Below are 13,703 nucleotides of genomic sequence, written 5' to 3'. Positions count from 1 at the left end.
GATCCCACGCTTTCAACTGTAGGGAGGCGAGCTCCTTTAAAGATAAGACGAAACGCGAAAGAAAACTGTCATATATACTTGTCCGAGCCCATAACTATAGTAACGAACCGAAGCCAATGCAGGCATTGATTCATGATGTCCGCTTGTGCTTGAAAAATGCATATTGGGGGCTCGGCTATGGTAAAAAGACTGAAACCAGTCATCGTACTCGCACTATGCCTGTTTGTCGCCATCCTCGTCATTCCGGCGGCGCTCGTTCTACCATTTTACGACGGGAAGGTGGCAAAATTGACGGAACAACTGCACAAGCAAGAACAAATCCAACGTTCACAGGCAGCCGAAGGGCCGTCCGTTGACGTGGCCGTCTACCGAAGCAGAGAGCAACGCGTAGAAAAAATTCCCCTCGAGCAATATGTCATTGGCGTGGTAGCGGCGGAAATGCCGGCTGAATTTGAACTCGAGGCGTTAAAGGCACAAGCGTTGACGGCAAGAACATACATCGTCAAGCAGTTGCTCGCGAATCAGCCGTTTCGCCTGCCGGAAGGCGCGAACGTGACGGACACGGTGACGCACCAAGTGTATTACAGCGATGCTGAATTGCGGAAGTTATGGGGAAGCGACTATGACTGGAAAATCAAAAAAATAACGAAAGCGGTTCTCGATACGCGCGGACAAATTTTAACGTATAACAACGAACCGATCGAAGCGCTCTTTTTTTCAACAAGCAACGGTTATACCGAAAATTCAGAGGCATACTGGCAAAACGATTTTCCGTATTTAAAAAGCGTCGCCAGCCCATGGGACGAACAATCGCCGAAGTTTTACCAACGAAAAACGATGGCGGTCTCGGAATTTGAACGGCGCCTTGGCGTGACGCTGTCCTCTGACGGTTCGGTCGGCGTCATTGTCTCGCGTACACCTGGCCGCCGTGTCGGTGAGGTGAAAATTGGTGGCAAGACATTCACCGGTCGCGAGGTGCGTGAACGGCTCGGCCTGCCATCCACTGACTTTACATGGGCGCGCAAAGGCGATGAAATCATCATCACGACAAAAGGCTACGGCCATGGCGTCGGCATGAGCCAGTATGGAGCCAACTTCATGGCGAAAGAAGGAAAAACGTACGCCGATATCGTCAAACATTATTACCGCGGCGTCCGCATCTCCTCAGCGACCGCCTTTTTGAATAAGTTGACCGCGAAAAAATAACGGAGCGTCTGCTCCGATTTTTTTGCATAAAACGAGGCCGAATGTCAAAAAATAAACAAAAAATTGTTTGCGGCGTGTATATCTTTTCCTCTTTCTGTTCAAAATGGTTGCTGAGGTGATGAACATGAGAGAGGAACAAAGACAACCGTCGCTGAAGCGTTTCTTCCGCAAACGTTGGGTATTTCCGGCTATTTATCTATCTTGCGCGGCGTTGATTGTCGCCGGTGCACTTTGGTTCCAAGCGGGCAAGCAAGAGAGCACAGACGAAAACAACGTAGCAAAAAACGGAACCGCCCAGCAAGAAGACCCGGCCATTCCGGTCAATGAAACGGTCGAAAACATTGCAATGCCTGTAGTTGATCCGAACGCAGTACAAGTGAAAACTCCGTTCTATGACGAAAACGCATCAGAACAAGAGCAGGAAGCAGCCCTCGTCTTTTATGATCATACGTACCATCCGAACCAAGGCATCGACCTTGTGCGCCAAGACGGTAAAACATTTGACGTCACCGCTTCGTTAAGCGGCACGGTGACGAAAGCGGAAAAAGACCCGATTTTAGGCTACGTTGTGGAAATCAACCATGAACAAGGGGTCACGACCGTCTATCAATCGCTTGCTGATGTGAAAGTAGAAGCAGGCGATACGGTGAAACAAGGCGAAGTGATCGGTAAGGCAGGGCAAAGCGAATTTAACAAAGAAGCCGGCATCCACGTCCACTTTGAAATTCGCAAAGACGGAAAACCGGTGAACCCGATCGACTATGTCGACAAACCGTTGACCGCATTGACCGACAAATCGGAGGACAACGCCGGAACCAATAACACCAACGTAAGCGAGGAGAAAGAAACGACGCCAAGCGACGAAACAGCGCCGACTCAAGACAATCCGGCAAATGAATCAGAACAAACGCCGGCTGACGACGACACAACGACGCCAAACGACAACAAACAAGATCAAAATAATGACACATCTTCCAACAAAATGCCAGACGCTTCGATCGGTATGGCAAGAGCGTAGCGATTTCATGGAGGGAACGAATGACAAAGAAAGGCCCGTCTGTTTGCCAAAGCGAACAGCGGGTCTTTTTCCGTTTTCTCATCCCGAACCGGAGAAGACTTCCGCTTCCACACGTGAACGTAAGTCCTTTACCAACCGATGGGGAAGGGGGGGATTGCCAGCCTGCCTTGAGGCGGGTGTTCCTAAGAGTCTCCCACCGCTAAGTGTAAGCATAGGTAGAAGTGGGAGATAAAAAAGAAAGTGGTTTCCAACGCGCCGTTTGAACCGATATAATGATAGAAAACAGGTGTGAGTCGGGGTGACTTTATCGTGAAACTAGACGATATCGACCGCAAAATTCTTGAAATGTTGATTGAAGATGGCCGCATGTCGTATGTCGATATTGGGAAAAAACTGAATCTCTCCCGTGTTGCTGTCCGCGAACGGGTGAACCAGCTCGTCAAACGTGGAATTATCGAAAAATTCACTGTTGTCATTAATTCGGAGAAGTTCGGCAAACAAGTGTCAGCGTTTTTCGAAGTCGACTGCGAACCGGCGTATTTAGTCGAAGTCGCGCAAAAGCTGGCGGAGAATCCGAATGTGGCGAGTTGCTATCAAATGACCGGTCCGAGCACGCTGCATATGCACGTACTTGTCGAAGACTTCAACGCCCTCGAGAAATTCATCAACAACGAGTTATATGCACTAGAAGGTATTACGAGAGTGGAAAGCCATATTTTGCTGCGTCGTTTCAAAAGTCGGACGGGGTTGAAATTGTAGAGATTGACTGAAGCGGAACGGCGAAGCGTCACAAAAACACCTTTTTAAGGGTGTTTTTTTATTTAAATAAAAAATTCATTTTTTTTAGACAATTGTGTAGAAAAATGGTTCAAATTCCTATATAATCATAAAAAACGAAATAGAAATTAACTTTGTTAAATAATCATTCAATTTTTCTTAACAAATGTATATAAAATTCTCTTTTATACAAACAACAGAAAAAACGGTGCGATAGAGAGCGGTTCGATTGAGTTTGCTGGCCGCGACTTAACGAAACTGTCGAAAGAGGAGTTGCGTCGCATTCGTGGAAACGAAATTTCGATGATTTTTCAAGAGCCGATGACGGCGCTTAACCCGGTCTTTACGATCGGTTATCAGCTTCGCGAACCGCTCATGCTCCATCAGAAACTGTCGAAACAGGAGGCCCACGAGCGGGGCATTGAGCTGCTCAAGCAAGTCGGCATTCCGTTTCCGGAAAAGCGGATGAAACAATATCCGCATGAGTTAAGCGGCGGGATGAGACAACGCGTCATGATTGCTATGGCACTCGCCTGCCATCCGAGTTTGCTCATTGCCGACGAGCCGACAACGGCTCTTGACGTGACGATTCAGGCGCAAATTCTCGACTTGATAAACGATCTAAAACAAAAATTGAACATGGCCGTTATTTTAATCACCCATGACATGGGGGTTGTCGCCGAAATGGCCGACCGGGTGATGGTCATGTACGCTGGGGAGAAAGTGGAAGAAGGCAATGTCGAAAGCATTTTTGCCAATCCACGCCACCCGTATACACAAGGGCTGCTGCAATCCGTGCCAAGCGTGGATGACGAAGAGTATTCGCTTGAACCGATTCCAGGCACGCTACCGAGTCTAAACGAACAAATTGACGGTTGTCGGTTTCACCCACGCTGTCCGTTTGCGACCGATCAATGCCGGGCTGCATCGCCGCCGGAGAAAACGATCAGCGTCAGTCATTCCGTCCGCTGTTGGTTAGAAGAGGGGGTTCACAACGATGAGCGAGTCAAAGCAGCCACTTCTTAAGTTGGAAAACGTGAAAAAGTATTACCCGATCAAGGGAGGATTGTTGCAGCGCGTCCAAGGCTATGTAAAAGCAGTGGAGAATGTTTCCCTTGACGTGTTTGCCGGGGAGAGTATCGGCATTGTCGGCGAGTCGGGCTGTGGAAAATCGACCCTTGGTCGGACGATTCTTGGTTTAGAAGAAGCAACGGACGGATCGATTTTTTTTCGAGGCGAGGAAATTAGCCGTTTGCCGGAACGGCAGCGCAAACGATGGAAAAAAGAGATGCAGATGGTATTCCAAGACCCGTACGCCTCGCTGAACCCTCGTCAACGCATTGGCCACGCGCTTGAGGAGGTGTTTGTCATTCATACGAACATGACAAAGGCCGAGCGCGAGGAGCGCGTGCTGCAGTTACTTCAAGAAGTCGGGCTTCGTCCGGAACATTACGACCGCTATCCGCACGAATTCAGCGGCGGGCAACGGCAACGGATTGGCATCGCCCGGGCGATTGCTCTCAATCCATCGCTTGTCATTTGCGATGAGGCCGTTTCCGCGCTAGACGTATCCGTCCAAGCGCAAATCATTAAACTATTAAAGGACATTCAAGAAAAACATGAGTTGACGTATTTATTCATCTCCCACGATTTAGGGGTTGTTCGCCATTTTTGTAACCGGGTGCTCGTCATGTATTTAGGTCATGCTGTCGAACTCGCGCTGTCGCAGGAATTGTACACCAATCCACTGCATCCGTATACAAAAGCGTTATTGTCCGCCATTCCAAGGCTGAAGCCGGGCGTCAAGCGGGAGCGTATTCGCCTTGAAGGCGACTTGCCGAATCCGGCCAATCCGCCGAAAGGCTGCCCGTTTCATACGCGTTGCCCGGTGGCGACCGAACGATGCAAACAAGAACGGCCGAAGTGGAAAGAAGCAGCTCCAGGTCATTTTGTTGCTTGTCATGAAGTGAAGTGAGGAGGAGTTTCTATGGACTACTTATACCACCCATATCCATCACAGCGGATGACAGTGTTCGCCAAAAACGGTATTGTTGCCACATCGCAACCGCTCGCTGCTCAGGCCGGGCTTGAAGTGCTGAAAAAAGGCGGCAATGCCATCGATGCGGCGATTGCCACCGCGGTTTGCCTGACGGTCGTTGAGCCGACGTCCAACGGCATCGGCGGCGATGCGTTCGCGCTCGTCTGGACGAACGGGAAGTTGTACGGGTTAAACGCCAGCGGCTATGCGCCAGCTGCCATTTCGCTCGACGTGTTAAAAGAGCGCGGCTATACGGAAATGCCGAAATACGGGTTCGCCCCGGTGACGGTCCCGGGAGCGCCGGCGGCGTGGGCGGCGCTGTCGAAGCGCTTTGGACGTCTGTCGCTTGCCGAAACGCTTGCACCGGCCATCGCCTATGCCGAAAACGGCTATCCGGTATCGCCTGTGCTCGGAAAGTACTGGGCGAACGCCTACCGGGTGTACAAAGAAGCGCTCCATGGGCCGGAGTTCGGCTCGTGGTTTGAGACGTTTGCGCCGGACGGTCGCGCCCCGAACATCGGTGAAGTGTGGGCTTCACCCGATCATGCGGCGACGCTTCGTTCGATTGCGGAGACCGAAGCGGAAAGCTTCTATCGCGGCGAGTTGGCGGAAAAAATCGTCGCCTTCTCGAAGCAATACAACGGCTTTTTGACGCTTGAAGATCTTGCCGAGTATGAACCGGAATGGGTCGAACCGATTTCCATTTCTTACCGCGGCTACGACGTATGGGAAATCCCGCCGAACGGCCAGGGACTTGTCGCCTTAATGGCGTTAAACACCATGAACGGGTTTGACGTACCGAATGTTCCGGATGTAGAGACATACCACCGACAAATTGAGGCGATGAAGCTCGCTTTTGCCGACGGGAAAGCGTATATCGCCGACCGTCGCTATATGAACTATCGCGTAGACGAGCTGTTATCTGAATCGTTTGCTGCGATGCGCCGGGCGCAAATCGGCACCGAAGCGCTTACGCCGGAGCCGGGGACGCCGCCAAAAGGCGGGACGGTCTATTTGGCTGCCGCTGACGGCGAGGGCAATATGGTATCGTTCATCCAAAGCAACTATATGGGCTTCGGTTCTGGCCTCGTTGTGCCGGGCACGGGGATTGCCTTGCACAACCGCGGTCATAACTTTGTCTTTGATGAGAACCATCCAAATGGGCTCGCACCGCGGAAAAAGCCGTACCATACGATCATCCCCGGATTTTTAACAAAGGGAGGCAAACCGATCGGCCCGTTTGGTGTCATGGGCGGGTTTATGCAGCCACAAGGACATATGCAAGTGATCATGAACACGGTCGATTTTGCTTTGAATCCACAAGCAGCGCTCGATGCGCCTCGTTGGCAGTGGATGGAAGGGAAAACAGTGCTCGTTGAGCCGCACTTCCCACGTCATATCGCTGAAGCGCTCGCCCGCAAAGGACACGACATCCGCGTGGCGTTGGACGGCGGCCCGTTCGGCCGCGGACAAATCATTTGGCGCGATCCTGATACCGGCGTGCTTGCCGCTGGGACGGAGCCGCGCACGGATGGAGCGGTCGCCGCTTGGTGAAACTAGCGATAAAGGAATGACAACGATGAATCAATGGCATTTGTTTCTCGCGTTTTTTCGCGTCGGCATGCTCGGGTACGGAGGCGGTCCGTCCTCGATCCCACTCGTGCGCGCCGAAGTGGTGACAAAATACCGCTGGATGACAGATGAAGAATTCGCCGAGATTTTAGCCATCGCTAACGCCTTGCCTGGTCCGATCGCGACGAAGCTTGCCGGCTATATCGGCTATCGAGTTGGCGGTGCGCTTGGACTCATCAACGCCGTCGTCGCGACGACCGCCCCGACGATTGGGCTGATGATCGTGCTGCTAGCAGTGCTGTCATCGTTGAAAGACACGCCATGGGTCGCCGGGATGACCAAAGCGGTTGTCCCCGTTGTCGCTGTCATGCTTGCCGAGATGACATGGCAGTTCGCCAAGCAAGCGTGCGCCGCCCTCGGCATCTGGCCGGCGGCCTTGCTTCTTGTCGCTTGCTTTCTCGCCTTGTGGCGGCTCGGGCTTCATCCGGCGCTGGTGGTCGCCATTTTGCTTGTAGCAGCGTTTGTCAGGCGGGGAAAAACGGAAGCGGCGAACGGAAACGACCGCGGTGAAAGGAAGGTGTCGCCATGATTTACTGGCATTTGTTTCTCGCCTTTTTTTGGCCCGGCATTCTCGGCTATGGCGGCGGCCCAGCCTCGATTCCGCTCGTTGAGCACGAAGTGGTCGACCGCTACCAATGGATGACGGTCAATGAATTCAGTGAAGTGCTGGCGATTGGCAACTCCCTGCCCGGTCCGATCGCGACAAAAATGGCCGGCTATATCGGCTACGAACAAGCCGGTATCCTTGGCGCCGCCGTCGCCGTGTTTGCGAGCGTCGCCCCGTCGCTCATTTTGTTGCTGGCACTCTTGCGGCTGTTGTACAAATGGAAAGACGCTCCGCAAGTGAAGCGGCTTACCGCCTATATCCGTCCGGCGATTGCCGTCATGCTTGGGATCATGGCGATCGACTTTTTCCGGGAATCGTACGAAGAGGCCGGACTCGGCCAAACGGTGTTTCTCGCCGCTGCCAGCGCCTTTTTGCTGTTTGGTAAATGGCGCGTCCACCCGGCGTACGTCATCGCCTTGGCGCTTGTGTACGGAGCTGTCTTCTTGTCCTAGAGCATGAACCGCCATAACGAAAAGAGGCTTCATGTGTGCGAAGCCTCTTTGTTGTTTAGCAGGGACGTCTCTGAAAAACAGCCATATTTCCTTCCATCGATCGCCCTTGAATCAAGAGAGACATCGCGTTCACATGGTTTTTCAGTTTGAGAAGCCGTATGATGACAAGGATGACCTCAAGAAGGATACAACATAGCGTCTAACGACATCATTGAGCATGCATACAAAGAAGGTTGTCCTGTTGCTTATATGATGGAGATTCAATCACTTGTTTTCAAAAAGACGAAAAACGACTGAGCGTGTGCCATCGGACGGCTGCTGTGTGTCGACGCAAAGAAAAAACGTGCCGATTCATCCATGGCACGTTGTCTATTCCACGGTAAACGTCACTTTCGCCCGAGCGTTCGGCCAGTTTTTGTCGGCGAGCCACCATTCAAGCGTGTACGTCCCCGGCGCTAAGTCACGGAACGTCTCCTGAAAGGACAGCTCTTCGCCTTGCTTGACCGTCCGCTCTTCGTAAATTTGCGCAAACATCTTCCCTTCGCTAAACTGCTTCACCTTTTCCCCATCACGATACAAAATGTAGTCATACTTTTTCGAGCTGGTGAACGTTACCGTCTGCGTGCGTTCGGTTTGGTTTTGGACCGTAAATGTAAACACGTAGGCGCCGTTTTCTTTTTGATACGTCAATGACGGCGCCAACGTTCCGGCGCTGATCCCTTTTCCGCCTGCTTGAGCCGGTTTGCCCGCCGGCGCAGGGCCAAGCAGATCATCCTTAGCCTGCGAGTGCTCTTCGCCGTTTGTATACATAAACAACGCGCTTGTCGCTGCCACCCCGGCTAGCACTGCGGCAATGCCGATCACTTTTCCTTTGCCCATATTGCCCCTCCTTTTGTCTCTTTATATTATAGTCGTTTCCCGTTTCTCTCTCGTTACAAACCGCAAAAAATTGTGAAAAAACTGTTGTCCGCCTTGATATTTCTGGTATATATGCCCGATTTGTCTAATAAAATGTTACAAATTGAACAGCAATGAGAGTGGTTGAGGTGGGGATCGTTCACAACTGGCAAGCGACGCGGCGAAGACGCTTCCGAGACATCCAACGAAAGCGGCGCTCATCTTTGGCAAGACGAGTCTCATTTCACACTTCTCACTTCTCACATCCAACTTAGGGAGGGCGAGTGGTGTGCACGATTACATCAAAGAGCGTACGATCAAGATTGGCAAGTATATCGTGGAGACGAGGAAAACCGTTCGCGTGATCGCGAAAGAGTTTGGCGTGTCGAAAAGCACTGTGCATAAAGACTTGACTGAGCGGCTGCCGGAAATCAATCCGGAGCTGGCCCAAGAAGTAAAACAAATTCTCGATTACCATAAATCGATCCGCCATTTGCGCGGCGGCGAAGCGACGAAGAAAAAGTACAAAAAGCAAGCGGTAAAAAACAATTAACATTTTCCTTGCCATCTGCCATTGACAGTATCATTCCGGCGATGAAATATGGTAAAATAACCAATTAGGAATGATTTCAGGGCAGAGGCAAGGAGGAGCAATGTAATGTTTTCACGAGATATAGGCATTGACCTAGGCACGGCGAACGTCCTTATTTTCGTCAAAGGCAAAGGCATTGTGCTCAATGAGCCGTCCGTCGTGGCGATCGATAAAAACACGAACAAAGTGCTGGCAGTCGGCGAAGAAGCACGACGAATGGTCGGACGTACCCCTGGGAATATTGTTGCCATTCGGCCGCTCAAAGACGGCGTCATTGCCGATTTTGACATTACGGAAGCGATGCTGAAGCACTTTTTAAGCAAGCTCGACCTAAAAGGCTTTTTCGCCAAGCCGCGCATTTTAATTTGTTGCCCGACGAACACGACATCTGTGGAACGAAAAGCGATCAAAGAGGCAGCGGAAAAAAGCGGCGGCAAAAAAGTGTACTTAGAGGAAGAGCCAAAAGTCGCAGCCATTGGCGCCGGAATGGACATTTTCCAGCCGTGCGGAAACATGGTCGTCGATATTGGCGGTGGCACCACCGATGTCGCGGTTCTCTCGATGGGGGACATTGTCACCGCCTCTTCCATTAAGATGGCCGGGGACAAGTTCGACATGGAGATTTTAAATTACATTAAGCGCGAATATAAGCTGCTCATCGGGGAACGAACGGCCGAGGAAATTAAAATCAAAGTCGCAACGGTATTCCCAGGCGCACGGACCGAAGAAATCGACGTCCGCGGCCGCGATCTCGTCACCGGGTTGCCGCGCACGATCACCGTTCGTTCAGAAGAAATCGAACGGGCGCTTCGCGAGCCGGTGTCTTTAATTGTACAAGCCGCTAAGAGCGTGCTTGAGCGCACACCGCCAGAACTGTCGGCGGATATCATTGACCGTGGTGTCATTTTAACGGGCGGCGGCGCGCTGCTTCATGGCATCGATCTGCTGTTGGCCGAAGAGCTGAAGCTGCCGGTGTTTATCGCTGAAAATCCGATGGACTGCGTCGCCATTGGCACCGGACTGATGCTTGAGAACATCGACCGCGCGCCGAAAACACAGTTCGTTTGACCGTTTGCCGCCAGCGGCGACCGAAAAGTCTATGTGAAAAAAGGAAAGGCGGGGGATGCGGTGGCCGCTTCTGCCCGCCTATAATGTAGGAAGAGACAGAAACCGCCGCTGCCTCGAGCCAGCAGCGGTTTTTGGAAAAAATCGTGCCTTTAAGCACGGAGAGGAATGGAAATGCGATCGCCTGAATGAAGGTGGATCGTTCATCATGACAGGTCATGATTCTATGGCAATGGCCAACGATGGGACAAGCGAGGTGATCGTCATGTTGAGGGGACTGTATACAGCTGCGAGCGGCATGCTGGCGCAACAACGGCGGGTCGATTGGCTCACAAACAATCTGGCAAACGCCGAAACGCCAGGGTATAAAGCCGACGCAGGAGCGATGAGAGCATTTCCGGAACTGTTGATGAACCGGCTCGAGGACGAGTCGATTCCATCTGCCCCACCGCGCGCCGTCCCCACGCAAACCGCGATCGGGCTGCTCAACACAGGCGTATATACACAAGAGCTCATCCCGAACTTTCGACAAGGGGATATCAAAGAAACAGGGCTCTCCACCGATGTCGCCTTAGTGGATGGACAAGTCCCGGTCGACCCGACAACTGGGGAGCGCGGTACGCTCTTTTTTGCTGTCGAAAACGGCCAAGGGGAGACTCGCTACACGAGAAACGGTCATTTCACACTGAGCCCGGACGGCTACTTAACGACGCAAGACGGCTGGTATGTGTTGGATGGCAACGGCGAACGCATCGCTATCCCGAGCGAATCGTTCACCGTTCGCGATGACGGGACGATTACGGCGGAAAACAGAACGATCGCCCGCTTAGGCGTCGTATTCGCCGCCAATCCGAAAACGGTAGTGAAGGAAGGGAACGGCTTATTCCGCAGCACTGAAGGTCCGTTGCCGCAGGCGCCAGGCAATGTGACGTATATGGTCAAACAGGGCTTCATCGAGCGATCCAACGTCGACATCGAACGGACGATGACCGACTTGCTCGCCGCCTATCGCGCCTTTGAAGCGAACCAAAAAATCATCCAAGCGTACGACCGCAGTTTAGACAAGGCCGTCAATGAAGTCGGCCGCTTGAAATGATAAAAGGGGGACAAGCTCATGCTCCGCTCGATGCACACCGCCGCCAACACGATGAACGCGCTGCAACAGCGGCTCGATACACTAAGCCATAACATCGCCAACAGCAACACCACCGGTTTTAAACGGCGCGAAGCGAGTTTCGCTGAGCTGTTGACCCAGCAAGTCGACCGCCTGCCGGATGACGAAGCGCCCCGCCAAACCCCAGCTGGCGTGCGCTATGGCAACGGGGCGGGCCTTGCTTCGACGATGCTTGTCACCGCTCAAGGGCCGCTCGCCGAGACCGGTCGTGCACTCGATTTTGCTTTTACCGCTGCCAACCAATGGTTTCGCGTTCGAGTCACCGATGGCAACGGCGTCGCAACGATCGGTTACACTCGCGCTGGCAACTTTTCATTGACGCTCATAGGCGATCGTCTTGCTCTCGTGACAAGCGATGGTCGCCCAGTGCTTGATGAAACGAACGCGCCCATCGAGCTGCCGGCTCATGCGACCGGCTTTCAACTGTCCCCGACCGGGACGTTGACGGCCACCGATGCCAACGGCGCGGTTGTCGCCCGCGTCAACCTAGGCGTCACTGTCATCCGCCGCCCGCAGCTCCTTGAAGCATTGGAGGATAATGTCTTCACGCTTCCCACTGCCCCAGGTGCCACTCAGGAGCTGAACGGCAACTTGCGCAGCCAAATCGCGATGAAACAAGGGGCGCTCGAACAGTCCAATGTGGACCTTGGTGAAGAACTGATCGGTTTGATGGCGACAACCCGCGCCTATCAGCTGAACGCCCGCGCCATTTCCATTTCTGAACAAATGCTCGGGCTCATTAACAACTTGCGCTCCTCATAAGGAGAGATCGACATGAGCAATGAAACGAAAAACGAACCGCTCTCCCGCGTCGCGCGGCGAAAGGAGCGAGAACAACAACGTTCCGCCAAAAGCGCACTCGACGACGCAGCCGCTTCCTTGCATGAAGAACAGCCAACGGAAGTGAACGAACCGCCATCCGAAGCCGAACCGACAGAGGGAAAACGCCGCTTCGTGCGCGCACGGCTCATTTCGATCTGGCTTCGGCTCGTGATCGTCATCGTTCTCATGGCCATTTGCCTCGCGACGGGAGCGGTCGTCGGCTACAGCGCCCTTGGCGATGGAGAATGGCTCGACGTGTTCCGCCTGTCAACGTGGCAACACATCCTTGACGTTGTGGAAAAAGGAACATAGAAACTGAGCGGCTTGCCGCAGAACATCAACATTCTTGACTCTAATGGAAAGGAGTGTCGCTATGCTCGACATCCAACAAATTCAAGCGATCATCCCGCACCGCTATCCGTTTTTGCTTGTCGACCGCATTCTTGAAATCGAAGAAGGCAAACGTGCGGTCGGCATCAAAAACGTGAGCGCCAACGAATCGTTTTTCGCCGGCCATTTCCCGGAATACCCAGTGATGCCCGGTGTTCTCATCGTCGAGGCGCTCGCCCAAGTTGGCGCCGTCGTCCTCCTGCAAAGTGAAGAAAACCGCGGCCGCCTCGCCTTTTTCGCCGGCATCGACAGCTGCCGCTTTAAAAAGCAAGTCCAACCAGGCGACCAACTCCGCCTCGAAGTCGAAATTCTCCGCGCTCGTGGCTCCATCGGTAAAGGCAAAGGCGTCGCCACCGTCAACGGCGAACTTGTCTGCGAAACGGAGCTCATGTTCGCCCTAGGCGATAAACCAGCCAACTAACCAACACGCGCCCCGTAAAGGGCGCGTGTTCTTCGTTTCTCCCTCTGAAAAAATCCCTCCTAATTGCCAGCATGCATGAAATGTGCGTTTCTGGGAAAGATAAACAAGGACCGGTCTTACATAAGGTCACAACAACACGTAGAAAGGGGAAGGTGCAATGAAAAACAAAGCGGTGCTGTTCAAACTGTTCAGCGCTGTCGTCGCCCTCTTTGTAGCGGCGGGATGCAATGTGGACCGTGACAACGACAATCCGCCGCCGCCAAACAACGAACAGAATGATATCAATAACGGTGATCGCAATGACATGGACATGAACCCGGCCGATGACATTAACCAAAACGATAATGTCGACAACGACAAAGACAATGACGGTATCCCGGACAACCGCGATGCCGATTTGAACGACAATCAAAATGACCAATTGCCTCCAGGCGTTGACACAAATAACGGACCGGGCGATGACGAACGCGACGCCGTTCCGGATCGCGAAGACCCAATTGAAGACCCGCAAGACGTCAACGACCGCAATAACAAAGATCAATAACACAAAAAGGCTGCCGATAAGGCGGCCTTTTTTTCTAGTGTAAATTACCTAATTGCTTCTAGATATGT

The 13,703-nt window shown here is 52.7% G+C and carries 15 protein-coding genes and 1 pseudogene; 15 read left to right on the top strand and 1 reads right to left on the bottom strand.

Annotation, left to right across the window (positions count from 1 at the left end; genetic code table 11):
- Positions 1-177: 177 nt before the first annotated feature.
- The 8 genes and pseudogenes from spoIID to NSQ22_RS17605 all read left to right on the top strand — a co-directional run bounded on the left by spoIID (position 178) and on the right by NSQ22_RS17605 (position 7,730).
- Positions 178-1,206 (top strand): stage II sporulation protein D, encoded by a 1,029-nt coding sequence (gene spoIID / locus NSQ22_RS17640; RefSeq protein WP_008880677.1) that lies wholly within the window; start codon positions 178-180, stop codon positions 1,204-1,206.
- Positions 1,207-1,330: 124 nt separating this feature from the next.
- A complete protein-coding gene (locus tag NSQ22_RS17635; protein ID WP_008880676.1) occupies positions 1,331-2,224 on the top strand; it encodes a M23 family metallopeptidase in 894 nt (297 codons plus the stop codon).
- Positions 2,225-2,533: 309 nt separating this feature from the next.
- Positions 2,534-2,983: an Lrp/AsnC family transcriptional regulator gene (locus tag NSQ22_RS17630; RefSeq protein WP_011888387.1), complete on the top strand. Its 450-nt coding sequence runs from the start codon at positions 2,534-2,536 to the stop codon at positions 2,981-2,983.
- A 222-nt stretch (positions 2,984-3,205) separates the two neighbouring features.
- Positions 3,206-4,027 (top strand): annotated as a pseudogene (locus tag NSQ22_RS17625) (ABC transporter ATP-binding protein); the annotation flags it as partial.
- Positions 3,999-4,976, top strand: a complete 978-nt coding sequence (locus NSQ22_RS17620; protein WP_081157422.1) for a dipeptide ABC transporter ATP-binding protein — start codon at positions 3,999-4,001, stop codon at positions 4,974-4,976. The pseudogene NSQ22_RS17625 and the gene NSQ22_RS17620, both read left to right, overlap by 29 nt.
- A 12-nt stretch (positions 4,977-4,988) precedes the next feature.
- Positions 4,989-6,593: a gamma-glutamyltransferase family protein gene (locus tag NSQ22_RS17615; protein ID WP_236934037.1), complete on the top strand. Its 1,605-nt coding sequence runs from the start codon at positions 4,989-4,991 to the stop codon at positions 6,591-6,593.
- Between the two features lie 25 nt (positions 6,594-6,618).
- On the top strand, positions 6,619-7,200 hold the full coding sequence (locus NSQ22_RS17610) for a chromate transporter (protein WP_035499504.1): 582 nt from the start codon (positions 6,619-6,621) through the stop codon (positions 7,198-7,200).
- Positions 7,197-7,730 (top strand): chromate transporter, encoded by a 534-nt coding sequence (locus NSQ22_RS17605; protein ID WP_011888379.1) that lies wholly within the window; start codon positions 7,197-7,199, stop codon positions 7,728-7,730. The genes NSQ22_RS17610 and NSQ22_RS17605 overlap by 4 nt, the downstream gene beginning before the upstream one ends.
- Positions 7,731-8,099: 369 nt before the next feature.
- Here the strand turns inward: NSQ22_RS17605 and NSQ22_RS17600 are convergent, their stop codons facing one another.
- Positions 8,100-8,609: a BsuPI-related putative proteinase inhibitor gene (locus NSQ22_RS17600; protein ID WP_081157420.1), complete on the bottom strand. Its 510-nt coding sequence runs from the start codon at positions 8,607-8,609 to the stop codon at positions 8,100-8,102.
- Between the two features lie 307 nt (positions 8,610-8,916).
- On the opposite strand from NSQ22_RS17600, the gene spoIIID reads away from it, so the two are divergent.
- The 7 genes from spoIIID to NSQ22_RS17565 all read left to right on the top strand — a co-directional run bounded on the left by spoIIID (position 8,917) and on the right by NSQ22_RS17565 (position 13,635).
- A complete protein-coding gene (gene spoIIID, locus NSQ22_RS17595; protein WP_008880665.1) occupies positions 8,917-9,180 on the top strand; it encodes a sporulation transcriptional regulator SpoIIID in 264 nt (87 codons plus the stop codon).
- Between the two features lie 105 nt (positions 9,181-9,285).
- On the top strand, positions 9,286-10,287 hold the full coding sequence (locus NSQ22_RS17590) for a rod shape-determining protein (protein WP_008880664.1): 1,002 nt from the start codon (positions 9,286-9,288) through the stop codon (positions 10,285-10,287).
- Between the two features lie 262 nt (positions 10,288-10,549).
- Positions 10,550-11,380 (top strand): flagellar hook-basal body protein, encoded by an 831-nt coding sequence (locus NSQ22_RS17585; RefSeq protein WP_339264658.1) that lies wholly within the window; start codon positions 10,550-10,552, stop codon positions 11,378-11,380.
- A gap of 18 nt (positions 11,381-11,398) precedes the next feature.
- Positions 11,399-12,220: a flagellar hook-basal body protein gene (locus NSQ22_RS17580; RefSeq protein ID WP_339263956.1), complete on the top strand. Its 822-nt coding sequence runs from the start codon at positions 11,399-11,401 to the stop codon at positions 12,218-12,220.
- Between the two features lie 12 nt (positions 12,221-12,232).
- The gene (locus tag NSQ22_RS17575; protein WP_081157418.1) at positions 12,233-12,592 is read left to right on the top strand and encodes a DNA-directed RNA polymerase subunit beta; all 360 of its coding nucleotides are present in this window, start codon (positions 12,233-12,235) and stop codon (positions 12,590-12,592) included.
- 61 nt (positions 12,593-12,653) lie between these two features.
- Complete coding sequence (gene fabZ, locus NSQ22_RS17570) at positions 12,654-13,091, top strand: 3-hydroxyacyl-ACP dehydratase FabZ (RefSeq protein ID WP_327054647.1); 438 nt, start codon at positions 12,654-12,656, stop codon at positions 13,089-13,091.
- 157 nt (positions 13,092-13,248) lie between these two features.
- The gene (locus NSQ22_RS17565) at positions 13,249-13,635 is read left to right on the top strand and encodes a hypothetical protein (RefSeq protein ID WP_008880659.1); all 387 of its coding nucleotides are present in this window, start codon (positions 13,249-13,251) and stop codon (positions 13,633-13,635) included.
- The last annotated feature ends 68 nt before the right edge of the window (positions 13,636-13,703 follow it).

The sequence above is a fragment of the Geobacillus sp. FSL K6-3411 genome (genome assembly GCF_037965715.1).
Classification (GTDB): Bacteria; Bacillota; Bacilli; order Bacillales; family Anoxybacillaceae; genus Geobacillus; species Geobacillus thermodenitrificans.
Note: the sequence above shows the minus strand (reverse complement) of the source record. Positions and strands in the feature narration are given on the sequence as shown.

Coding starts and splice junctions, on each gene's coding strand:
- NSQ22_RS17600 (WP_081157420.1), bottom strand. CDS start 8,609: ATGGGCAAAGGAAAAGTGATCGGCATTGCCGCAGTGCTAGCCGGGGTG.
- NSQ22_RS17615 (WP_236934037.1), top strand. CDS start 4,989: ATGGACTACTTATACCACCCATATCCATCACAGCGGATGACAGTGTTC.
- NSQ22_RS17585 (WP_339264658.1), top strand. CDS start 10,550: ATGTTGAGGGGACTGTATACAGCTGCGAGCGGCATGCTGGCGCAACAA.
- spoIID (WP_008880677.1), top strand. CDS start 178: ATGGTAAAAAGACTGAAACCAGTCATCGTACTCGCACTATGCCTGTTT.
- NSQ22_RS17620 (WP_081157422.1), top strand. CDS start 3,999: ATGAGCGAGTCAAAGCAGCCACTTCTTAAGTTGGAAAACGTGAAAAAG.
- NSQ22_RS17635 (WP_008880676.1), top strand. CDS start 1,331: ATGAGAGAGGAACAAAGACAACCGTCGCTGAAGCGTTTCTTCCGCAAA.
- NSQ22_RS17575 (WP_081157418.1), top strand. CDS start 12,233: ATGAGCAATGAAACGAAAAACGAACCGCTCTCCCGCGTCGCGCGGCGA.
- NSQ22_RS17610 (WP_035499504.1), top strand. CDS start 6,619: ATGAATCAATGGCATTTGTTTCTCGCGTTTTTTCGCGTCGGCATGCTC.
- NSQ22_RS17580 (WP_339263956.1), top strand. CDS start 11,399: ATGCTCCGCTCGATGCACACCGCCGCCAACACGATGAACGCGCTGCAA.
- fabZ (WP_327054647.1), top strand. CDS start 12,654: ATGCTCGACATCCAACAAATTCAAGCGATCATCCCGCACCGCTATCCG.
- NSQ22_RS17605 (WP_011888379.1), top strand. CDS start 7,197: ATGATTTACTGGCATTTGTTTCTCGCCTTTTTTTGGCCCGGCATTCTC.
- NSQ22_RS17590 (WP_008880664.1), top strand. CDS start 9,286: ATGTTTTCACGAGATATAGGCATTGACCTAGGCACGGCGAACGTCCTT.
- NSQ22_RS17565 (WP_008880659.1), top strand. CDS start 13,249: ATGAAAAACAAAGCGGTGCTGTTCAAACTGTTCAGCGCTGTCGTCGCC.